Raw genomic sequence first — 21,886 nt, forward strand, 5'->3', positions numbered from 1 at the left:
TTCCCTGGCAACGGCTCACCGCCTGGGCCAAGCACCCCTACGACGGACCGGGTGCCCCGTTGCACTCCGCACTGCGGCAGACCATGGGCGCCGCCCGCCTGGACTGTCTCTGGCAGTGGCTCGACGACCTCGACCGTGCCGAGAGCTCACTGCTCCACGGCGGTCCCGGACTCGGTCAGCTGGTGCCCTCCGAGAGCGGGGACGACGTCGCGCTGCTGACAGGCGAGGACATCGGGACCGGGCCCTGGCAGTGGGACGTCGGATGGATTCTGGGCGAGTTGCTCGAACTGCGTGCCGAGGGCAGTGGGCGCGGGCCGTCGGATCCCGCGGGCTTCGGCCTTCTCATGGCCGCCCTCCAGGACGGGTACGGGCGTGAACTCGACCTGCTGACCTACCACGCGGCAACCCTGCGCATCCTGCTGCATCTGCATGACTTCTGCACCTTCATCACCTGGGACAGCACCGCGGTTCAGCGTCATGCAGCCTTGCTGGCCGACCTCGTGGCGGAATGGCGCTGAACCCACACGGACATGCGCAAGGAGACACCGATGAGCAAGGCGACACCGGCCCGGCAGGCACCCCCGCGAATCGACGGCCATCCTGCGGCCCGACGCGCGGTGTGCACGGAGACCTACCACGGACAACCTGTCGCCGACCCGTACCGCTGGCTGGAGGATGCCGAGAGCGAGGAAACACGGGATTGGCTACGGGCTCAGGATGACTTGCACCGTGCGGTTCTGAGCGAACTGCCCGGGCGCACCTGGTTGCGCGACCACATGCGGGCGGTGCTCGACAGGGGGGTCACGGGCCCGCCCGTGCGGCGCGGCACCCGTCTCTTCTTCATGCGGCGTATGAAGGGCCAGGAGCACGCGGTCCTGTGCGTTGAGGAGCCCGACGGCAGTGAACGCGTGCTCCTGGACCCGATGGGTCTGGACCCCACCGGAGACACGACTCTGGACCGCTGGTTTCCGAGCCTGGAGGGAGAGCGACTCACCTATCAGGTGTCCCGCGCGGGTACGGAAAGCGCGCTGTTCGTCATGGACATATCGACGGGTGACCTCGTGGACGGACCCATTTTCCGGTGCCGGAGGACCCCGATCGCGTGGCTGCCGGGCGGTGAGTGCTTCTACTACGTGAAGAGCCTGCCCGCAGCGGCCGATTCTCCGGAGGACGGGCGCTACTACCGGCGCGTCCATCTCCATCGGATCGGCACCGCCCCGGACACAGAAGACGGCATGGTATTCGGCGACGGCCTCGATCGCACCACCGCATACAACCTTGAGGTCACGGGCGACGGCCGCTACCTGACCGTGACCAGTACGAACGGAGCCGTGGGGAACAATGAGTTCTGGATAGCGGACCTGACGCTGTCCCAAGCCGCTCTTCCGGACTTCTTTCTGGTCGACCGTTCCGCCAACGCTCATCTCACCGTCGGCCGGAACGGCAGCCTCTACTTGCTCACCGATCGCGATGCTCCACGTAGCAGGCTGCTCGTCGGCGACGTGGGCGACGTCATCGGTGGGAACGACCGCAGGTGGACAGAGCTGCTCCGCCAGGATGCACAGGCATGTCTGGAGCAGGTGGCCGTACTCGACGACTCCGCTCTGGAACGGCCGTTCGTCCTCGCGGCATGGAAACGGCACTCCATCAGTGAGATCACCGTGCACGACGGCGTGACGGGACAACGGTTCGAAGAGATTCCTCTTCCGGGTCTCGGCACTGTGGGTGAACTCAGGGGCGAGGGATGTCAGGCGTGGTTCACGTACACCGACCCCTTCACACCGGTCACCGTCTTCGAGTGGAATGCCCGAACTCGCTCGGCCTCCCCTTGGCGTTCGCCGCACGAGCGACAGATCACTGCGCACACGACGGATTCCGAACCCCTGACGACAGGCACAACGCGGCAGATGGTGTGCAGGTCCGCCGACGGGACTCCGGTACGGATCACGATCGTCGCTCCGCATGGCCCGGCCCGGCCACGGCCAACCATCCTCTACGGATACGGCGGCTTCGGGCTGTCCCCCGCGCCAACCCACAACCCCCAGATCCTCGCCTGGGTGGAGGCCGGCGGCCTGTACGCCGTGGCGCACGTACGCGGTGGCCCTGAAGAGGGTGCGAACTGGCACACCGCCGGAAGCAGACAGAACAAACAGCGATCCATCGATGACTTCCACGCAGCGGCCGAAGCCCTGGTGAACGAGGGATGGACGAAGACGGACCAACTGGTGATCAGCGGTGAGTCGAACGGTGCACTGCTGATGGGAGCCGCTCTCACGCAACGCCCTGAGCAGTATCGGGCGGCGATCTGCGAAGCACCGCTCATGGACATGATCCGGTACGAACGATTCGGGTTCGGCCCGTCCTGGCGCACCGAATACGGATCCGTCTCGGTGGCCGATGAGTTCCAGTGGCTCATCGAGTACTCGCCGTACCACCACGTGAACGCAGGAAAGTCCTATCCGGCAGTGCTCTTCAGCGTCAGCGACGGCGATGTCTTGGTGGACCCGATGCATGCCCGGAAGATGTGCGCCGCCCTCCAGCATGCGGCGCCTGTTCCCCTGCCCGACAACGGACGTGGACTGACACTTCTGCGCCGGGACAACGGCCTGGGCCACGGGATGAGCACGGTGAGCACCGCGTTGGAGCTACTGGTGGATCAGCTGGCCTTCGCGGCTTGGCAGTCCGGACTGGTACTGCCGGACGTCCTGGACCGCTCCGGTGAGTAGGCCGTGTGAGTAGGCCGTGCTGGAAGAAGCTCAAACTCACGTCGTACGCGCAAAGAACCACGAAGGAGAGTCATGGATCTGGATCTTCGACTGAAGACGGCCGTGGTGACCGGAGCCGGGCGAGGAATCGGACTCGCGACCGTCACGTCGCTGATGGCAGAAGGTGTACGCGTCGCCGGGATCACTCGTAGCACGACGGCCGAGCTCAAGGAGTCCGGCGCGTCAGTCATAGAGGCCGACCTGAGCAGCCCCGATGCTGTGCGGGAAGCGATGGACCTGGCTTCCGACGAACTGGGAGGCCTGGACCTCTTGGTGAACAATGTCGGTGCGGCGGCACGTCCCTGCAGTTTCCTCGAGGTCGATGACCAGACCTGGCAAGACACTTTCAATCTCAACCTCTTCACCGCGATCCGTGTAAGCCGAGCAGCCCTGCCCAGCTTGATCGACCGGCGCGGCGCGATCGTCAATGTCTCATCGATCACAGCCTCCCTCCCTGCGGCAGGGCCCGTTGCCTACAGCGCATCCAAGGCAGCCCTCATAGCTCTGGGAAAAAGCCTCGCGGAAGAGTTCGGGCCGCAGGGGGTTCGTGTGAACACCGTCTCGCCCGGGCTCGTCCGAACCAACATGTGGGAGGGAGCGGATGGGTTCGGCCGCAGCGCTGCCGCTGAGGCAGGAATGGAACTGGAGGAATTGCTCCGTCAGCTACCGGCAGCTTGCGGCGTCACGACGGGACGTATGACAGAAGCACATGAGGTTGCCTCGTTGATCACCTATCTGCTCTCCAGCAGGGCCAACAGCATCACGGGTGCCGCTTACATCATTGACGGAGGGACGGTCAAGACCGTCTGAAGGCCGTCCTGCTTCCATGCGTTCGCCTACGGGCCGCCGGGCCCGTGGATCACACCCAGCCGGCCTCGCGGGCGATGCGCACCGCGTCCAGGCGGTTGCGGGCGCCGAGCTTGACCACCGAGGACGTCAGGTAGTTGCGGACCGTGCCCACCGAAAGATAGAGCCGGCCCGCTATCTCTGCGGCCTCCGCGCCGTCCGCGGCGAGCTGCAGCACCTCGGCCTCACGCTCGGTGAGCGGGTTGTCCCCGCTGTCCCAGGCCGCCATGGCCAGCTCGGGATCGACCACCCGCTCCCCCTTCTCCACCCGGCGGATCGCCTGGGCGAGCTGCTGGGGCGGCGCGTCCTTGAGGATGAAGCCACGGACGCCCGCCGCGAGGGCCCTGCGGAACGTCCCCGGGCGGCCGAGGCTGGTCAGGATCAGGGTCCGGCAGGCGGGGAGCTCGTCGCGCAGCGCGGCCGCGGCGGTCAGCCCGTCGGTGCCCGGCAGGTCGATGTCGATCACCGCGACATCGGGACGCCAGGCGAGCGCCTTGGGCACGATGTCGTTGCCGTTGGCCACTTCCGCCACCACGTCGATGTCGGGCTCCAGGTCGAGGAGCGCCACCAGCGCCCCTCTCACCATGTGCATGTCCTCGGCAAGCAAGACCTTGATGCTCAATGTGCTCCCCCGTGCTTTGTCACGCGTTCCTGCATCCAGTGTCGCCGAAGCCTCACCCTTTCCGGGCAGGCGGGGTGAGGGGGTGCCTGCGCAGGGCCCAGCCGACGGTGTACGCGCCCTCGACCCGAGCGTTCTCGACGACCCGAGCGCCCTCGACCCGGGCCGTCCCGAACGACCACTCGGCGCCCGCGCCCGGCTCCCCCGTCGCCGTCAGCACCCGCGGCGCGGCGCCGGGTCCGAACCCGAAGTCGCCGAAGCGGAGGCGCATGCCCTGCCCGGTGGCCTTGCCGTACGCCTCCTTGAGCGTCCACAGCCGCACCTTCTCGCCCTGCCTCGCCGCCTCGTCGACCGCGGCCAGCGCCTCGGCCTCGTACGGGGTCCAGAACCGGCGATCGCTCCCGGGCACCCTCATCGGGCGCGCGGTCGGCTCGACGTCCACGCCGATCCGGCCGAGCCGGGTGACGCCCACCAGGAACAGCTCACCGGTGTGGCTGAGGCTGACGTCGATCCGGCCGCCGCCTCGCACGTACGGCCGTCCGCCCGGCTCGTACGCCAGCTCCACCTCGTACGGCTCCACCTCGACGGCGCAGGCCACGACATGCTTGAGGAAGCGGCGCGACGCGGCGAAGCGGGCCCGCGCCCGCTCGTGCGCCATGGCGTCGTGGCGCGCCAGGTCCGGCCCGAGCAGCCTCCTCAGTTCCGGTCCCTCCAGGTCGTCCGCGGCCCACTCCGCCGACGTCCCGAGGGCCAGCGCCCCGCCGTGCTCCCGCAGGTTCCGCAGGAGCGGCCGCCACGGGCCCTGCGGCCCGCGGAGCCCGAGCGGTCGGCCGAGCGCCGTGCCGTCGCTCACCACAGCTCCCCCGGGCCGTCCGTGCGGGGCGCGGCCGACTCCCTGGCCAGCCGGCGGGCGAGCGAGGCGGCCGTCGGATGGTCCCAGGCGACCGTCGGTTCGATCAGCAGACCGTGCTCGCTGCCCGCCTCCTCGGTGAGCGCGAGGACGCCGAGCGAATCGAGCCCGAACGCCTCGAACGGCGTGCCGGTGTCGATGTCCCCCGCGGCCAGCCCCACCCGCTCGGCGAGGCGGCTCCTGAGCCACCGGTCCCATCGCCGCTCTTCCCGGCGGACGAGTTCGCTGTCTTCCACGTGTCGCTCCTGCCCTCCTGTGCTTCCCCGCCCCGGGTGCGCCGGCGGTCGGTACGCCGGTCCCGACCCGTACAGGTCGTCCGCGGCCAAGTCGTAGCCGCGGACGCTGTGGTACCGGTCGAGCGCCTCGCTCAGCGCCCGCCGGGTCCGCGCGGTGGCCCGCCCGGCCCGGCCGCCCGCTTCCCCTGAGGGCACGACGGCGAGAAGAGGGGACGGCCCGCCTCGTAGTCCGTGATCAGCCGGGCCGCCAGCCGGTCGAACAGCCGGTCGTCGGCCGGGCGGGCGCCGAGGCGCCCCACCACCCGTGCCAGACACGCCTCCAGCCACAGTCCGTCCTGCCGAAGCCCCGCGGAGCCGTGCCCGGTCATCGGCCTGTCGGCCAGCCACCGGCCGATGCAGGCGGCCCCCGCGAAGCACCACGCGTACGCGGCCGCGTCGGAGAGCCGCTCCCGCGAGGGCCGGGAACCGCCCGGCCGGGCACCGAGCCGCCGGTGCAACTCGTCGGCGCGGGAGAGGAGTTGAGAGGCGAGGGCGGCGGCTCCCGCGAACTCGGGGGTGTCCGCGGCGAGTTCCCTGAGCCGGACGACGGACCGGGGAAGGCAGCCGAGCACGGCGCTTCCGTACCGGGAGAACAGGGTGAGCCGTTCCGCGTCCAGCGGCGGAAGTTCCGCGTCGAGGCCGAACAGCCGGTCCAGGCGCGGCAGATGATCGGACGGCGAGAGATAGCCGCGCGCCAGCGGCCGGGCCTGGGCCGCGAGCGCACGGAGCGCGAGGGGGCCGCCGCCGAAGGCCGCGGCCATGGTGCGGCGGTCGCGCGCCAGCTTCCGCAGCATGCCGTGCGGCAGGTCGCCGTCGGGCCCGGCGCCGCAGCCGCGGTGTGCCCGCTCCTGCCGGGCCACGCCCGCGGCCAGCTCGGGCACGAGGAAGCCCACGGCCGCCGCGGTCACGCTCAGCTCGCTGGTCAACAGGTGGATGCCGCGCACGCCGACCTCGCTCAGCGCGTCGGCGAGCAGCGCGTCCGCGTAGTCCTTCGCCAACTCCCTTCGCTCCAGCTCGCGTTCGCGGGGCGTACGCCGCCCGGTGGTGCACCGCAGCGCCATCCGCAACGCGGTTTCGGCCGCCCCCAGCGAGCAGGCCGAGCCGAGGATCCACGCCACCTGGCCGGCTTTCAGGACGGCCTCGACACCGCCGCCCTCGCCTCCGACGACGGCTTCCGCGCCGAGCCTGGCGTCGCGGAACACCACCCCGCTCGTTCCGCCGCCGCGCAGCCCCTCCGGGGTCAGCTCGGGCAGCGGCCGGTACACGTCGGGGGGCAGCTTCCCGTTCTCCACCAGCAGCAGCGAGTACGCCCGTGGGCTGTCCACCGGCGACGTACGGGCGAGCACGCGCAGGACGTCGCACCGCGCCACATCGCCGACCAGCCACTCCTCGCCGTCGAGCCGGTAGCCGTCGGCGGCCGGGTACGCGGTGAGGTTGCCGCCCGCCCGCCCGAGAACGCCGGGCCCCGCGAGTCTCGACGACACCCGGGCGCCCGCCCCGACCAGCGCGCCGAGGCGGCGCGCCGCGGAGTGGTCGCCCGACACCCACACGGGCGCCATGGCCTGGAACGTCGCGCCGTGCGCGGTGGCCACCGTGGGGTCGCGCCGCGCCAACACCCGCAGCAGCCGGTGCAGTTCGGCGTAGTCCCGCAGCGCGCCGCCGTACTCGGTCGGCACGTAGTGCGCGGGGAGCCCCCACCGGTCGAGGGCCGCGCAGAACGCCGACGGGAAACGCGCGTCCCTGTCGTGGCGCAGCGCCTGCCGGTAGGAGAACGGCGACCGCTCGTCGTACGGATCCCCCAGCGCCCTTTCGAGCCGCGCGGCCGGCTCCCGCGGGGGTCCCGTCCCGCCGACGGCCGCGGCGGCCTCCCCGCGCCGCCGCTCAGCCACGGCGGTCCGGCCACCGGTGGGCGTCGGCGGGCACGCTCAGCTCACGCTCAAGGCGCAGTTCGAGTGCGGTCAGGGGACGTTCCGAGCAGAGCCGCTCGGGGTGGCGCGGCGGGGGTTCCATGAGCGCCCCGCCGGTCGGCGGCTCCTCGGGCTCCGCCATCCAGAAGGGGCCCGGCGACATCGTCCCGAAGCACGCCCCCAGCATCGCGAGGGCCTGGAACCCCGGCGAATCCAGCACCCTCGACACCGCTCGCCCGAGGGCACGCCAACCCGTCTTCACCCGTCATGTCTCCTTCGCCCCCGGCCGTCAGCACTGATCGGCCCAGGCTGCGCGGCCCCCCTCAAGGCTCGGTCCAGCAACGGCCGAACCGGCCGGGGACGCCGTCTCCGGGCTCGACCGGGATACGAGAGAGTGCCTCTAGCGTCGCGCCATGCAGATCCACCGGACGTCAGTTCCGCACGCCTACACGTTGGTGCCCGAGGCGATCGAGGACGAACGCGGCTGCTTCTTCGAGGCGTTCCGCCACGATGTCCTCGCCGAGGCCATCGGCCGCCCGATGCTGCCGCTGCAGAGCAACTACTCCGTCTCCCGCTACGGCACGCTCCGCGGGGTGCACGGGGTGGCCATGCCGCCGGGACAGGCCAAGGTCGTCTCCTGCGTGCGGGGCGAGGTCCTCGACGTGGTGATCGACATCAGGCCCGGCTCGCCGACCTACCTCCGGCACACCGCGACCCGGCTCTCCGCGGCCAACGGTGCGGCCGTGTTCGCCGCCGAGGGACTCGGGCACGCCTTTCTCGCCCTGACCGACGACGCCTGCGTCAACTACCTCTGCTCCACCACGTTCGCGCCGGGCACCCAGGTGGACCTGGACGCCCTCGACCCGGCGCTCGACCTGCCCTGGACGCGCGAGAGCGGCCTGGCCCACAGCGAGCTGCTCCGCTCGCCGAAGGACCGGGACGCCCCGACGGTGGCCGAGGCCGAGCGGGCCGGGCTGCTCACGTCGTACGAGGAGTGCCTCGCCCACTACGCGGCGCTCGGCGCGGGGGGCGCCGCCTGAGGGCCGCACCGCATACAGCACATGCGGCGCATGCCGTACGTACGACGCCGGAGGCCGGCCACCCCTGTCGCGGGGTGGCCGGCCTCCGGCGTCGGCTCTCAACTCCAGTTGATCGCCAGGAGGTTGAGGCAGGCCATGAGCGTACGGGCCTGCACGTTCACGGAGTTGCCGTGGCGGACCAGCATGGCCAGCTGGGAGAGCGTGAGCCAGCGGAAGCCGGGCGGCTCCTCGGCGGCGAAGTCCTCACCGACCTCGACGACCCGGCAGCGGGCCTGCGCGTTCAGGAACCTGCCGCCCTCCTCCGAGTGCACCGCCTCGTACCGCACCGCGTCGGCCGCGGCCCCGAGGACCAGGTCGAGGAAGGGCGGCCGGTCGCCGGGCGGCAGCCATGCGTGGTTGGCGCCGGTGCACTGGACGGTGGGGCCGACCTGCACGGTGTCCTGGAAGCCCGCCTCCGCCCTGGCCTGCGCGAGGACGTGCAGCACGCCGTGGACCCGCTTGACGACGAAGGCGACCTCGCCCACCCCGCGCGGCTCGATCAGCGGCTGGCTCCAGCTGGTGACCTCCCGGCTGCCCGCCTCGACGTGCACGCCGACCACGTCGAAGTAGCGGCCTTCGTCGTGGCTCAGGGCGTACTCGCCGGACGTCCAGCCCGGCAGGCCCGCGAGCGGCACGGCCCGGGTCACCAGGCCGCGCCGGGAGCGTTCCGCGGTCAGCCAGGACACGACGTCCACATCGGAGTGCAGCGCGCCGCAGCCCTGGTCCCAGGAACGGCCGAAGGACTCCGCGAAGACTTCCGGACGCCCCTGCCCGCCGCCCGCCCGCCCCATGGGCAGACAGGCGAGCACGGTACGCGAGTCCATGTTGACCAGGTTGTCGTGACGCAGCAGTTCGCCGATCTGTCCGAGCGTCAACCAGCAGAAGCCGTCCCGCAGTTCGACCTCTCCGAACGCCTCGACCACCATGTTGCGGTTGCTCTTGTGCAGGAACCAGGAGCCGTGCTCGGACTGCAGGCTGTCGACGAGGATCCTGCCCCGGCCCTCCTGCGCGAAGTACTCGATGTACTCCACCGCCGCGCCGCCGTGCACCTTGGTGAAGTTGCTGCGCGTCGCCTGAACCGTGGGCGAGAGCTGGAGCACGTTGAGGTTGCCGGGCTCCATCTTGGCCTGCATCAGGAAGTGCAGGACGCCGTCGAACTCCTTGACCAGGATGCCGAGGATGCCCACTTCGGGCTGGCGGATGATCGGCTGGTGCCACTCGCGCACCGGCCCCGTGTCCCAGGTGGCATGCACCCCTTCGACGGAGAAGAAGCGCCCGCTGCGGTGCACCAGGTTGCCCGTGCCGTCCTGGAAGGACCAGCCGGGCAGCTCCGCGAGCGGGGCCCGGGTCACCCGGTAGTCGCCCGCAGCGCACTGGGCGGCGAACCATGCGTGGAACTCCGCGGTGTCGAACCGGGTGCCCCGAGTGGTGCCCGCGGAGCGGGCGAGGCGGTCCGGCAGCGTGACGTCCGCACGCCGTGTGAGAGGTCTGCGCGCGCGGACCGGTGCCGGAGTCCGTCCGGTGGTGGGAGCTGACACGAGGGCCTCCGAGGCCTTGGGGACGACAACGAGGGATGACAGCAAGGGATGACAGCGAAGGATGACGGGTGGTCGTGCGGTGGTTCAGGGCCGGGCGGCGGGCACCCGGGCCTCGATCAGGTAGAGCGCGCTGCGCGCCTGGGTGACACCGGCGAACTCCAGGCCCGCGCGGCGGAACAGTTCCTCGAAGTCACCCTTGTCGTGCTCGCGGCCGCCCACGTTCAGCAGCAGGAACAGGTCCATCGCGGTGGTGACCCTGGGCTCCGGGCTCAGGTCGGCGAGGTTCTGCACGACGACGATCCGCGCGCCGGGGCGGGCGTTCGCCGCGACGTTGCGCAGCACCCGGACCGAGCGCTCGTCGTCCCACTTCAGGATCTGCTTGATGACGTACACGTCGGCCGTCACCGGCACCGCGTCGAGGCAGTCGCCCGCGGTGACCCCGGCCCGGTCGGCCAGCGCGCCGCCCTCGCGGAGCGCCGCGTCGGCACCGGCGACGACGGTCGGCAGGTCGAACAGCTCGCCCGACACGTGCGGGTGGCGCTCCAGGATGGTGCGCAGCAGATGACCGTGGCCGCCGCCGATGTCGGCGACCGTGCGGGCGCCTTCGAGGTCGAGGGTGTCGGCGACGGCACGCGAGGTCAGCTCGCTCGCCTGGGTCATGGCCCGATTGAAGACCTGCGCGTCCGCCCCGGCGTCCTCCTTCAGGTAGCTGAAGAAGTCCTTGCCGTAGAGCTCGGGCACCACGGGCTTGCCGCTCCTGACGGCCTGCTCCAGGCGCGGCCAGGCGTCCCAGGTCCAGGCGGCGCCGGCCCACAGCACCATGTCGGCCATGCCGCCCGGCGCGTCGGTGCGCAGCAGCCGGGAGAGTTCGGTGTGGCGGAAGCGGCCGCTGCCCGTGGCGGTCTCCTCGAACACGTCGTGCGAGGCGAGGGCGCGCAGCAGCCGGGCGAGGGTGTCGGGGTCGGCGTCGACGGCCCGGCCCAGGTCGCGGGCGTCGGCGTCCTCGTCCCCGATCGCGTCGGCCACGCCGAGCTTGACGGCGACCTGGACCGCGGAGGCGACGGCCACGCTCAGCGCCATCTCCCGGATCCGGGTCTCGGCCCGGAGCCGGGACTCGGACTCGGACTCGACGTTTGCATGGGTCGTCATGGCACATACCTCTTTCTGAGGGCGGATGGTGGTATCCGGGGGCGGATCACGGGGGCGGCTGATGGGGGGACGGCTGATAGGGGGCGGCTGATGGGGCGACGGTCGCCCGGCCGCCTCGCGGAAGCATGGATTCCGGCTGGTGCGGCACCCGGGGCGAGGCCGGAACCGGAGCGGCTCAGCACGGAGCGGCGCGGCTCAGCGCGGCGTGACTCAGCGGGGCGTGGCTCAGCGGGGCGCGGGAAGCCGGGCACCTGCGGCCAGTTCTTCGAGTACGGGCACCAGGTCGGCCGGTGCGGGAGTGGCGAGGACCTCCTCGCGGAGGCGGGAAGCGGCCTGCTGGAAGGAGGGTTCGCCCAGAAGCCGGCCGAGCGCGGCACGGGTCCGCGCCGACCGCTCCCGGCTGCTCGCGGGGACCACGAGGCCGGCGCCCGCCGAGGCGACCCTGCCCGCGTTCAGGGCCTGTTCCGCGGAGAACGGGATGCCGAGCTGCGGCACCCCCGCGGCGACCGCGGTCATGGTGCAGCCCGAGCCGCCGTAGTGGACCACCGCGGCGGAACCCGGCAGCACGGTGCGTAGCGGAATGTTCTCCAACACCCGTGTACCGGGCGGCAGTTCACCCAGCGCCGCGAGATCGTCCGGGCCGGCGAGCAGCACGACCTCGGCGCCCGATCCCGCGAAGGACGCGGCGAGCTCGGGCAGCAGCCGGGAGCTCGGTCCGTACATCCTGGTCATCGAGTGGCCCCAGACCACGCACACCCGCGGCCGCCCCGCGGGCGGCGGCCCGATGCCCGGGTCGGGCCCCGGACCGTTGTACGCGATGTGCCGCATCCGGAGCCTGCGGGCGTCGGTGGGCGGTTCCAGGCCCGGCGGGCAGGGGTCGATGACGTACTCGATGAGCTCGGGACCCATGGGCGGTACGCCGTACCGCGGGAAGGACCCGGTGGGGTCGCCGGGCATGACGCGCAGCTCCGGTTCGGGCTCCGCGGTGCCGTGCGGACCCCACAGGTGCAGGACGGCGGGCACCCCCGACACCCGGGCGGCGAGCAGCCCTTCGATGCTCATCCGGTCGTGGACGACCAGATCGGGCCGCCAGGCGCGGGCGAAGTCGACGACGGCGTCGAAGTTCTCGCCGGTGGCCCGGGTGATCCGGGGACGGTTGGCCGCGCGGAACGCCGCGAAGTCGAAGTCGTCGAGGCGGGCCAGCGGTTCGCCCGTCAGCGGGTGCGGCGGCGGCTCGGGATGGGGCCAACTGCCCTGCTGGGCGTCCCAGAAGTTGCGCAGCCTGCACTGGACCGTCATCTCCAGGCCCGGCTCCACGAGCGGGACCGGGGTCAGGCCGGTGCGGCGCAGCGTGCCCGCCTGGCTGGGGGCGCAGACCACCCGGACCTCGTGGCCCGCCGCCTGGAGCGCCCAGCCGAGCGGGACGAGCGGATAGTAGTGACCGGGCCAGTCCGACACGGTGAACAGCACGCGCACGGTGGGCTCCTCAGGGGGTCAGGTGGCCGGCGGTCCAGCCGCCGTCGACGACCACCTCGGTGCCGGTGACGTACGAGGAGTCGTCGGCGGTGAGGAAGAGCGCCACGGAAGCGGTCTCGTCGGCCTCGCCGAGGCGGCGCAGCGGCAGGGTCCTGTGCAGCCACTTGTTCTGCATCTCGTGCAGGTCCTTGGTCATCTCGGTGCGGATGACGCCGGGGCAGACCGCGTTGACGCGGATGCCCTCGGGGCCGAGCTCCATGGCGGCGACCTTGGTCATCCCGACCACGGCGAACTTCGACGCGCAGTAGGCGGAGAGGTACTTGAGGCCGATCAGGCCGTCGATGGAGGAGATGTTCACGATGCTCCCCCCGCCCGCCTCGCGCAGGGCCGGCACCACGGCCTGCATGCCGAGGAACACACCGAGCTGGTTGACCTCGACGACCTTCATGAAGTCGGCCGCGGGCATCTCCTCCACGGTGCCGACGTCCACCACGCCCGCGTTGTTGAGGAGGGCGTCCAGCTTGCCGAAGGTGGCGCGGGTGAACGCGACGGCCTCGGCCCACTGGTCCGCGTCGCGGACGTCGAGGTGGACATAGGCGGCGGCGTCGCCGAGTTCGTCCGCGAGCCGCCGGCCCTCTTCGTCGAGGAGATCGGCGAGGACCACGTCGGCGCCCTCGGCGACGAAGGCGCGGGCCGCCGCGGCGCCCTGGCCCCTGGCCCCTCCGGTGATCAGGGCAACCCTGCCGTCGAGCTTTCCCATGGCACTGCCTTTCGGGTCGAGACGTGGAGAAGAGAAGAGGTGGAGAAGTGGAGAAGTGGAGAGGTGGAGAGGTGGAGAGGTGGAGAGGTGGAGCAGAGGAACAGATGAGAGAGGGAGAGGGGGAAGGGGGGACGGCGTCGGCTACGCGGCGTCGGCCCGAAGGCCGCTCAGCACGCCCCACAGGCTGGCGGGGGTCGCGAACGTGGCGGAGGTGAGGGCCTCGTCGGGGAAGGTCACCCGGTAGTGCTCCTCAAGTCGGAGCAGGGTGTCGATGGTGGCCATCGAATCCAGCCCGTGGTCGCTGAGGCACGTCTCCCCCTCCAGCGGCACGTCGGCGGGCAGCAGGGGCAGCGCTTCGCGCAGGGTCGTCTCGAACGGGGCGTCCCAGGGGACTGACATGGATCGGGTTCCTTTCCAAGGGCGTTGACGGGCGGGCGGCCGCGGCGGGTCAGGCCGCGGGGCGGTCCGCCAGGAGGGTGGACAGGCGCTGTTTGTCGGTCTTGCCGTGGGGGGTGAGGGGGAGTTCCGGCAGGACGTGGCAGACGGTGGGCACCTTGGCGGGCTCCAGTCGTTGGGCGAGGCCCGTGAGCACCTCGGCCGCGGAGAGGCCGCCCGCGACGGCCAGGAGCATGTCCTTCCCCCCGGCGGGCGGCAGCAGCGCGGCGGCCCGCACCCCGGGCACGTCGAGGGCCGCCGCCTCGATCTCCAGGGCGCTCGTCCGCACCCCGCGGCGCTTGAACAGGTCGTCCCTGCGCCCCTGGACGTAGAGGTAGCCGTCCGCGTCGAGATGCCCGAAGTCACCGGTGTGCAGGAGCGGAAGACCGGTCTCGGGGTCGGTGCGGAAGCGTTCGCGGGTCAGCTCGGGGGCCCGCCAGTAGCCGGCCATCACATGCGGTCCGCGCACCGCGATCTCACCGGTCTCGCCGGGCGGCAGCGGTTGCCCCGCGGCGTCCAGGACGACGACTTCCGTGCCGTCGAGCGCGCGGCCCACGGAGAGCGGGCGGGCCTCCTCCTCGCCGGGTTCCAGGATGGTGATCCGCTTGCATTCGGTGGTGCCGTACATGGGCGCCACCTCGGCCGAGGGGAACGCGCTGCGCAGCCCTTGCAGCACGCCCCGGGAGAGCGCCGCCCCGGTACTGGTGAACAGCCTGACCGGGGGCGCGGATCGCCGGTCACGGGCGACGAGGCGCAGCAGCAGCTCGGCCAGCGAGGGCACCACGGGGACGACGGTGACCCGGTCCTCGTGCAGCCGGGCCACCAGGCCGACGTGCGAGTCCGTGCCGGCGAGCACCAGTTCGGCCCCGGCCGCGACCGTGAGGAAGATCTGGTACAGGCCGTAGTCGAAGGAGAACGGGATGGCGTTGAGGACCACGTCGTCGGGCCGGTAGCGCAGCCGGTCCGCGATGGCCGCGGTGGCGAAGAGCACCGCCCGGTGCGGGCTCATCACGCCCTTGGGGCTCGCGGTGCTGCCGGAGGTGTAGACGAGCAGCGCCAGGTCGTCGCCGTCCGCGCGCCCGCCGGTCCCCGGCCCGGTCGGCGCGCCGTTACCCGGCCCGGTCGGCGCGCCGTTCCCGTACGCCTGGAGGCGCACCCCGGCCACGTCGTGGACCGGCACGTCGGTGAGTGCCCGCAGCGACTCGGTGTCGGTGCCCGCCCCCAGCACGAGGACGGGCTCGGCGTCCTGGAGCACCCGGGCGAGGTGGAAGTCCTTCATCGCGGTGCCGATCGGGACGAACACCGCGCCCGCGCGCAGCGCTCCGAAGAGCAGGGCGACGAAGGCCCGGCTGTTGCCGAGCCTGGCCAGGACCCGGTCGCCCCGCCGGACGCCCTGTCCGGCGAGCCAGTTCGCCCAGGCGTCGGACGCGGCGTCCAGTTCGGCGTAGGTCCAGACGCCTTCGGTGTCGCGGACGGCGGGGGCGGCGGGCGAAAGGGCCGCCGCCCGGTCGAGCAGCGCCTGCACGGATCCGGTCCCCGCGGCCTTCTGGCCCGAGGTCTCCTGGGCCGGGGTCTCCTGGGCCAGGGCCCCTTGGCCCGGGGCCCGCAGTGGCTCGGTCATGGCGGTCTCCTCCGCTTCGGTCGTGGGGCTGCCGTTCACCACTGCGGCACTTCGGTGATCTCCAGGACGACCGCGGTGCAGCTGTAGCCCGCACCGCCGCCGAAGAGCATGACCCGGTCGCCGGGCCCGACGGCCCCGGTCCGCAGCAGCCAGGCCAGTCCGGCGTTCCAGTCGCCCGCGCCGATGTGCCCGGTGGTGCGTCCGTACTCCCAGGTGGTGGCCGACTCGGGGACGGACAGCAGATGGTGGAAGTGCCAGCCGCCCTCGAAGAGCCCGGTCGCCCCGATCACGACTCGCGCGAGGTCGCGCAGGTGGGTCCTGGAGTCCGCGAGCGCCTGGTTGCGCGCCTGGTTGATGAGGCGCCCGGTGCGCAGTTCGGTCTGCTTGGGGTCGTTCGCGGCCGCGTGCTGTGCCGCGCGGGCGACCAGGTCGATGGGGGTGCCGGAGACCGGGGCGGTGCGCAGCGGGGCGTCGCCCCGGGCGGCTCCTTCCAGGGAGTTGTCGACCACGGTGGCGGTGGACAGGACGCGGGCGAAGCCGCTCCGGGTGGAGAGCACCATGGCGGTGCCGCCGTCGCCGTACACGTTGTAGTCGTGCATGTTCCAGCGGTCGACCTCGGGCGGCGCGAACCGGTCCCCGGTCGTGAGCAGCGCGGCGCTGCCCCTGCCGACCCCGGCGGCGAGGTGGGCCCCGGCGAGTTCGATGGAGCCGAGGCCGCCGTTGCAGCGCTGCTGGACGTCGAAGGCGGGCACGGTCCTGCCCACCGTGCCGTTCGCCACGTAGGAGGCGGTCGGCCAGATGTCGAGGCCCTGGTACCAGAGGCTGCTGTGCAGCAGGAGGGAGAAGTCCCGGGGGTCGGTACCGGCGTGCTCCATGGCCGAACGGCCCGCCCGGACGGCCATGTCGGGCGGTGCGACGTCCTCGGCGACGCAGATGGACCGATAGCCCCGGGCGGCGCGGCGTTCCTCGCCGTACCGTCCCGCGTCGACGGCCTCCTGGACGTCGACCGCCTCGGGCAGCCAGGTGCCGAGGCCGGCGACGAATAGTTGATCCCACTTCATGGTTCCTGCCTCGTCATGGAGTCGATGGGGGTCCGGTGCACACGTACGGGGTGACCTGGTCTCAGAAGTGACCCGGTCTCAGAAGTGCCGCGGTCTCGGAGGTGACCTGGTCTCAGAAGTGACCCGGTCTCAGCGGCGGCCCGCGCAGAAATCCCGTACTGAATCGATCATGTAATCGACCATCTCGCCGGTGAGCAGCGGATGGACGCCGATCCAGAAGGTGTGCTCGGTGACGGTGTCGCTGTTGAGCAGGCCGCCCACCACGCGGTGCGGGGTGTCCACATAGGCCGGGTGGCGGGTGAGGTTCCCCGCGAACAGCCGCCGCGTGCCGATCCGCCGGGACTCCAGGAAGTCCGTCAGTCCCTTGCGGGTGAACGGGGCGTCGGGCCGTACGGTGATCGCGAAGCCGAACCAGCTCGGATCGCTGCCGGGCGTGGGCTCCGGCAGCAGGAGGCCCCGCGTGCCGTCGAGACCGGCGCGCAGCCGCTGCCAGTTGTGCCGCCGGGCCCGGCCGAAGTCGTCCAGCTTGGGCAGCTGGGCGAGCCCGAGGGCGGCCTGCAGGTCGGTGGCCTTCAGGTTGTAACCGATGTGCGAGAAAATGTACTTGTGGTCGTAGCCGTACGGCAGATCGCCCATCCGGTGCTTGAACCGCTTGAGGCACTTGTCGTCCTCGCCCGGCTCGCACCAGCAGTCGCGGCCCCAGTCGCGCAGCGACTCCACGATGCGGGCGAGCGCGAGATTGCGCGTCAGTACGCAGCCGCCCTCGCCGGTCGTCAGATGGTGGGCCGGGTAGAAGCTCACCGTGCTCATGTCGCCGAAGGTGCCGGTCAGCTTCCCCTGGTAGCGGGAGCCCACCGCGTCGCAGTTGTCCTCGATCAGGAACAGGTCGTGATCCAGGGCCAGTTGGGCCACCTCGGCGGCCGGGAAGGGGTTGCCGAGCGCATGGGCGACCATGATCGCCCGGGTCTTCGGGCCGATCGCCGCCTCGATGCGGTCGACCGTCGTGTTGTACGTCCCGAGCTCGATGTCGACGAAGACCGGCACCAGGCCGTTCTGCACGATCGGATTGACCGTGGTCGGGAACCCGGCGGCGACGGTGATCACCTCGTCGCCCGGCCGCAGCCTGCGGTCCTCCAGGTGTCCCGAGGTCAGCGCGGTCATCGCCAACAGGTTCGCCGAGGAGCCGGAGTTGGTCATGTGCGCCTTGCGCAGGTCCAGGGCCTTCGCCAGGGCGCGTTCGAACTTCTGGGTGTGGAAGCCGGAGGTGATCCGCAGATCGATCGCGGCCTCCGCGAGCGCCACCCGGTCGTTCTCGTCGAGCACCGCCCCCGCGGGCAGCAGCGGGGTGACGCCGGGCTCGAACCGCTCCGGCTCCGCCGCCTGCCTGTGGTACTTGCGAACCTGCTCGAGCAGCAACGCTCTTGCGTCGCTCACCTGCATCGCCTCCCGCGCGCATACGGGCCGAACGGCCCTCCGCCTACCTGCTTCGTTCCGCGCCGAACCAGGGAGCCGCCGGCACCGTCCTCCGGCGCCCGCTCGTCCCACACGCTGCTGCACCGCGCTCAAGAAGCCCTCGACGCCCGGCAGTGCTCCCGCGTCTCCTCCCAGAGCGCGCGCAGCGAGTCCTCCAGGCGCCGCCTGGGGGCCCAGCCGAGGGCGGCGCGTGCCGCGGCGCAGTCGACCTGCTGCCACTCCACGCCCTCGCTGCGGGCCTCCTGACCGCCCTCCTCCACGACCCGCGCCTCGATGCCGCTGGCCGAGATCAGCCCGTCGACCATCCGCCGCACGCCGACGGCCTCGCCGCGCCCCAGGTTGAGCACCCGCCCGGACACCGGCCGCCGGGCCGCCGCCACCACCGCGTCGGTGACGTCGCCCACGTCGACGAAGTCCCGTCTGGCGCGCAGCGGAGCGAGCCGCAGCAACGCGGGCTCCCCCCGCTCGGCGGCGTCCGCCAACTGCCCGGCCACCCGGCCGAGAAGGCTGCCGCGGGGCGTTCCCGGCCCCACCACGTTGGAGATCCGCAGCACCACCGCGTCGAGCAGCCCGGCCGCGGTGGCGTCGAGCACCACCCTGCTGCCCTGGAGTTTGGTGCGCCCGTAGGAGGTGGACGGGCACTCCGGCACGTGCTCGTCGATGGCGGCGCCGTGCGGCACCGCCCCGTACTCGTGCACGGACCCGAGGTGGACGAGGCGAGGACGCGCGGGCAGCGCGCCGAGCGGCCCCGCGAGCCGCTCCACCAGCCGCACGTTGACGTCGGTGAGCTGCCGCACGGTCACGTCCCAGACCGCTCCGGTGGCGTTCACCACCACGGCGGGGGCGACGGCCCCCAGCAGTCCGGCGATCTCCCGCGGCTCGGCGGCCAGCAGGTCCAGGGAGACGCCCAGGAGGCCCGGCGTGTGCGGCCGCGGGCGCCTGGAGACCGTCACCACCTGGTAGCCGGCCGCGGTGAAGGCGGCGCAGACGTGCCGCCCCACGAACCCCCCGCCGCCCAGGACCAGCGCGCGCGGCGCCGTGCTGTCTCGGTTCACCTCGGCGCACTCCCCCTGCGCGGCCCCTCGGCGGCCCCGTCTCCCGTATGGGCGATCCGTTCGAGACGGTCCACCAACTCCCCCGGCACCGGACGCAGTTCGTTCTCCTCCCGCAGCCGCGCGGCGGCCGCCCGGTGGGCCGGGTCGGTCAGGAGCCGGGTGAGCGCCCCGCGGATCGCCGCCTCGTCGGCGCGGTCGCCGGTGAGGTGCAGCCCGGCCCCGGTCGCCGCGAGCCGCGCGCCGTCCGCGTCCTGTTCGGGGCCGAAGGTGAGGGCCAGCTGCGGCACCCCCGCGGCGAGGGCGGTCATCACCGAGCCCGCGCCGCCGTGGTGCACGATGGCGGCGCAGGTCGGCAGCAGCAGGTGCAGCGGGAACTGCTCGACGACCCTTACGTTGCCCGGCAGTTCACCCAGCCCGGCCACGTCGTCGGGGTGCACGGGAAGCACGAGTTCGGCGTCGACGCCGGCCAGTGCCCGGACCACCCGGGGCACCAGGTAGGAGCCCTGGCCGTACGAACTGCTCACCGAGTTGCTCCACATGACGCACACCCGGGGCCGCTCCGGCTTCTCCAGCGCCCAGGGCGCCATCGCGCCGGGCCCGTTGTACGGGACGTAGCGCACCGGAAGCCGGGTCGCGCCGGTGGGCGGCGCCAGGCTCGGCGGGCAGGGGTCGATGACGTACTCGATGAGCTCGGGACCCATCTCGGGCAGTCCGTTGCGGGGGAAGGCACGGGTGTAGTCGACGGGCAGCGGGTGCAGTTCGGGGTCGCTCTCGTCGGTGCCGACCGGGCCCCACAGGTGGGCGACGTGCGGGACGCCGAGGGCGCGGGCGGCCAGCACGCCCTCCATGCTCAGCCGGTCGTGGACGACCAGGTCGGGCCGCCAGGCGCGGGCGAAGTCCAGGACGCCCCGCACTCCGGTGGCCGTCTCCCCGGCGATCCTGCGCCGGCACTCCAGGGCGTACCCGTCGAAGTCGAAGCCGTCGAGCGAGTCGAGCTCGTCCCCGGTGTCGGGGTGGAGTCCGGGCAGTTCGGGGTAGCGCCAGGTGCCGGCCTCGATGTCGCTCAGGTTCTTGAACCGGGCGAGGAAGACCATGTCGAGGTCGCCGAGGACGGGGACCGGGGTCAGCCCGGCATGGCCGACGGCGCGGGCCTGGGACGGTGCGCAGACCACCCGGACCTCGTGGCCCGCCGCCTGCAGTGCCCAGCCGAGGGGCACCATCGGAAAGTAGTGGGCCGGCCAGTCGGAGACTGTGAACAGCACACGCATGGGGTTCTCCAGCGCCTTTCACATGAGTGCGCGGCACCGCTCCGGTGCCGCGGCGGCCTCGCGGCCGTCAGACCTCGCGGCCGTCAGACCTCGCGGCCGTCAGACCTCGCGGCCGTCAGACCTCGCGGCCGTCAGACCTCGCGGCCGGTGGCGGGCCGCGGGACGGCGGCCGCCGCGGTCGGCCCTGTCGCCAACCGCTCCAGGGTGCGGACGAGTTGGGCCGGGGTGGGCCGCGCCAGGTTCTGTTCGCGCAGCCGGCCGGCGGCCGCGCGGAAGGAGGGCTCGTCCAGGAGCCGCCGCACCGAGGCGCGGATCCGGTCGGCGTCGGCCAGGTCGCCGCGCAGCTGCAGGCCCGCCCCGGCGGCGGCCACCCTGACCCCGTTGGCCTGCTGTTCCGCCGCGAACGTCAGGGCGAGCTGCGGCACTCCCGCGGCCACCGCGGTCATGGTGCAGCCGGCTCCGCCGTGGTGCACCACGGCGGAGCTGCCGGGCAGCAGGAACCTGAGCGGCAGGCGCGCGAAGACCCGGGTGTTCGCGGGCAGTTCGCCCAGCGCGGCGGTGTCCTCGGGCGTGCCGGTCAGGACCACGTCGACGTCCAGTCCGCCCAGCGCGCGGACCACTTCGGGTACGACGAAGGACCGCGGGCCGAACATCCGGGTCAGCGAACTACCCCAGATGACGCAGACCCTGGGCCGGGCGGGCGGCTCCAGGACCCAGTCGGGCATCTCCCCCGGCCCGTTGTACGGGACGTAGCGCACCGGCAGCCGGTCGGCCGAGGTGGGCGGCCGCAGGCCGTCCGGACAGGGATCGACCACGTGGTCGACCAGGTGCGGGCCGAGCTCGCCGACGCCGTGCCGGGGGAAGAACCCGGCCGGGTCCGGCGGCATGAGCCGCAGCGCGGGGTCCTCCTCGTCGGTGCCGACCGGGCCCCACGCGTGCAGCACGGCGGGCGCCCCGACGACCTTGGCGGCGAGCAGGCCCTCGATGGCGAGCGGATCGTGGACGACCAGATCGGCGCCCCAGAAGCGGGCGAAGTCCACCGTGCCCTCGAAGTTGCCCTTGACCGCGGTCGCGATCTCCCGCTTGTTGGCCTTCATCCAGTCGCCGAAGTCGAAGTCGTCGAGGGAGCCGAGTTCCTCGCCGGTGTCCGGGTGCAGCGGAAGGCCCGGGTAGGGCCGGTCCCCTGCCTTGGCCTGCCAGAAGTAGAGCAACCGGGTCTGGGTGACCATGTCGGGCCCGCCCATCAGCGGCACCGGGGTCAGCCCGGCGTCGCTCACCGGACCGGCCTGGGCCGGGGTGCAGACGACCCGTACGTCGTGGCCGGCCGCCTGGAGCGCCCAGCCCAGCGGGATCATCGGCGCGTAGTGGGCGGACCAGTCCGACACCACGAACAGCACTCGCATCCTCAAGCCCTCTCCGTTACCGGCGGGCGGTTCCCGCGGTGCGGCGGATCCTGCCGACGCGGCCTCGATCCTGTGTCGAACTCCCCTGGAGGCGGCCCCGCGCGGATGCCGTGCGGCGGCGGGGACACCGGGTCTCCAGCCCTGCTGGAGCGGGTCTCCACTCCGGCCCGCCATGTTCACCGGGTGCCGCGACGGGGACCGGCCGGGCCGCGCGGCCCGGTCGCCCCGCGCGGCAGGTGCCGGATC

Annotated in this window: 20 protein-coding genes; 4 read left to right on the forward strand and 16 right to left on the reverse strand. The window is 72.4% G+C overall.

Annotated elements, in window-relative coordinates:
* Positions 1-59: 59 nt before the first annotated feature.
* From ACZ4D5_RS37110 to ACZ4D5_RS37120, 3 genes are all read left to right on the forward strand, one after another.
* Positions 60-518 carry a hypothetical protein gene (locus tag ACZ4D5_RS37110; RefSeq protein WP_467776877.1) on the forward strand — a complete coding sequence of 153 codons (459 nt, stop codon included), beginning with the start codon at positions 60-62 and terminating at the stop codon, positions 516-518.
* Positions 519-548: 30 nt separating this feature from the next.
* Positions 549-2,726, forward strand: a complete 2,178-nt coding sequence (locus tag ACZ4D5_RS37115) for a prolyl oligopeptidase family serine peptidase (protein WP_467776878.1) — start codon at positions 549-551, stop codon at positions 2,724-2,726.
* 72 nt (positions 2,727-2,798) lie between these two features.
* Positions 2,799-3,575, forward strand: a complete 777-nt coding sequence (locus ACZ4D5_RS37120) for an oxidoreductase (protein WP_467776879.1) — start codon at positions 2,799-2,801, stop codon at positions 3,573-3,575.
* Positions 3,576-3,624: 49 nt separating this feature from the next.
* On the opposite strand, the gene ACZ4D5_RS37125 is transcribed toward ACZ4D5_RS37120, so the two are convergent.
* The 5 genes from ACZ4D5_RS37125 to ACZ4D5_RS37145 form a co-directional block, all read right to left on the reverse strand.
* On the reverse strand, positions 3,625-4,233 hold the full coding sequence (locus ACZ4D5_RS37125) for a response regulator (protein WP_467776880.1): 609 nt from the start codon (positions 4,231-4,233) through the stop codon (positions 3,625-3,627).
* A 52-nt stretch (positions 4,234-4,285) separates the two neighbouring features.
* Positions 4,286-5,083: a 4'-phosphopantetheinyl transferase family protein gene (locus ACZ4D5_RS37130; protein ID WP_467776881.1), complete on the reverse strand. Its 798-nt coding sequence runs from the start codon at positions 5,081-5,083 to the stop codon at positions 4,286-4,288.
* Positions 5,080-5,376: an acyl carrier protein gene (locus ACZ4D5_RS37135; RefSeq protein ID WP_467776882.1), complete on the reverse strand. Its 297-nt coding sequence runs from the start codon at positions 5,374-5,376 to the stop codon at positions 5,080-5,082. Before ACZ4D5_RS37135 ends, ACZ4D5_RS37130 begins: the two co-directional genes overlap by 4 nt.
* A gap of 131 nt (positions 5,377-5,507) precedes the next feature.
* On the reverse strand, positions 5,508-7,304 hold the full coding sequence (locus ACZ4D5_RS37140) for an acyl-CoA dehydrogenase family protein (RefSeq protein ID WP_467776883.1): 1,797 nt from the start codon (positions 7,302-7,304) through the stop codon (positions 5,508-5,510).
* Entirely contained in the window at positions 7,297-7,542 is a 246-nt protein-coding gene (locus tag ACZ4D5_RS37145) for a DUF6059 family protein (RefSeq protein WP_467776884.1), read from the reverse strand. Before ACZ4D5_RS37145 ends, ACZ4D5_RS37140 begins: the two co-directional genes overlap by 8 nt.
* 193 nt (positions 7,543-7,735) lie before the next feature.
* On the opposite strand from ACZ4D5_RS37145, the gene ACZ4D5_RS37150 reads away from it, so the two are divergent.
* Complete coding sequence (locus ACZ4D5_RS37150; RefSeq protein WP_467776885.1) at positions 7,736-8,362, forward strand: dTDP-4-dehydrorhamnose 3,5-epimerase family protein; 627 nt, start codon at positions 7,736-7,738, stop codon at positions 8,360-8,362.
* A gap of 98 nt (positions 8,363-8,460) precedes the next feature.
* Here the strand turns inward: ACZ4D5_RS37150 and ACZ4D5_RS37155 are convergent, their stop codons facing one another.
* The 11 genes from ACZ4D5_RS37155 to ACZ4D5_RS37205 all read right to left on the reverse strand — a co-directional run bounded on the left by ACZ4D5_RS37155 (position 8,461) and on the right by ACZ4D5_RS37205 (position 21,640).
* The gene (locus ACZ4D5_RS37155; protein ID WP_467776886.1) at positions 8,461-9,939 is read right to left on the reverse strand and encodes an NDP-hexose 2,3-dehydratase family protein; all 1,479 of its coding nucleotides are present in this window, start codon (positions 9,937-9,939) and stop codon (positions 8,461-8,463) included.
* An 84-nt stretch (positions 9,940-10,023) separates the two neighbouring features.
* A complete protein-coding gene (locus ACZ4D5_RS37160) occupies positions 10,024-11,088 on the reverse strand; it encodes a methyltransferase (RefSeq protein WP_467776887.1) in 1,065 nt (354 codons plus the stop codon).
* 225 nt (positions 11,089-11,313) lie between these two features.
* Positions 11,314-12,564 carry a nucleotide disphospho-sugar-binding domain-containing protein gene (locus tag ACZ4D5_RS37165; RefSeq protein ID WP_467776888.1) on the reverse strand — a complete coding sequence of 417 codons (1,251 nt, stop codon included), beginning with the start codon at positions 12,562-12,564 and terminating at the stop codon, positions 11,314-11,316.
* Between the two features lie 10 nt (positions 12,565-12,574).
* A complete protein-coding gene (locus ACZ4D5_RS37170) occupies positions 12,575-13,324 on the reverse strand; it encodes a glucose 1-dehydrogenase (RefSeq protein WP_467776889.1) in 750 nt (249 codons plus the stop codon).
* A 141-nt stretch (positions 13,325-13,465) separates the two neighbouring features.
* Positions 13,466-13,723 carry a phosphopantetheine-binding protein gene (locus tag ACZ4D5_RS37175; protein WP_467776890.1) on the reverse strand — a complete coding sequence of 86 codons (258 nt, stop codon included), beginning with the start codon at positions 13,721-13,723 and terminating at the stop codon, positions 13,466-13,468.
* 49 nt (positions 13,724-13,772) lie between these two features.
* The gene (locus ACZ4D5_RS37180; protein ID WP_467776891.1) at positions 13,773-15,380 is read right to left on the reverse strand and encodes a class I adenylate-forming enzyme family protein; all 1,608 of its coding nucleotides are present in this window, start codon (positions 15,378-15,380) and stop codon (positions 13,773-13,775) included.
* A 35-nt stretch (positions 15,381-15,415) separates the two neighbouring features.
* Positions 15,416-16,441 carry a ketoacyl-ACP synthase III family protein gene (locus ACZ4D5_RS37185; protein WP_467776892.1) on the reverse strand — a complete coding sequence of 342 codons (1,026 nt, stop codon included), beginning with the start codon at positions 16,439-16,441 and terminating at the stop codon, positions 15,416-15,418.
* Between the two features lie 129 nt (positions 16,442-16,570).
* Positions 16,571-17,881 carry a lipopolysaccharide biosynthesis protein RfbH gene (rfbH, locus tag ACZ4D5_RS37190; RefSeq protein WP_467776893.1) on the reverse strand — a complete coding sequence of 437 codons (1,311 nt, stop codon included), beginning with the start codon at positions 17,879-17,881 and terminating at the stop codon, positions 16,571-16,573.
* Between the two features lie 122 nt (positions 17,882-18,003).
* Positions 18,004-18,969, reverse strand: coding sequence for an NAD-dependent epimerase/dehydratase family protein (locus ACZ4D5_RS37195; RefSeq protein ID WP_467776894.1), 966 nt, complete (start codon positions 18,967-18,969; stop codon positions 18,004-18,006).
* A complete protein-coding gene (locus ACZ4D5_RS37200; protein WP_467776895.1) occupies positions 18,966-20,237 on the reverse strand; it encodes a nucleotide disphospho-sugar-binding domain-containing protein in 1,272 nt (423 codons plus the stop codon). The genes ACZ4D5_RS37195 and ACZ4D5_RS37200 overlap by 4 nt, the downstream gene beginning before the upstream one ends.
* A 131-nt stretch (positions 20,238-20,368) precedes the next feature.
* Positions 20,369-21,640, reverse strand: coding sequence for a nucleotide disphospho-sugar-binding domain-containing protein (locus ACZ4D5_RS37205; RefSeq protein ID WP_467776974.1), 1,272 nt, complete (start codon positions 21,638-21,640; stop codon positions 20,369-20,371).
* Positions 21,641-21,886 lie beyond the last annotated feature (246 nt).

The sequence above is a fragment of the Streptomyces sp. NPDC025651 genome (assembly GCF_055558735.1).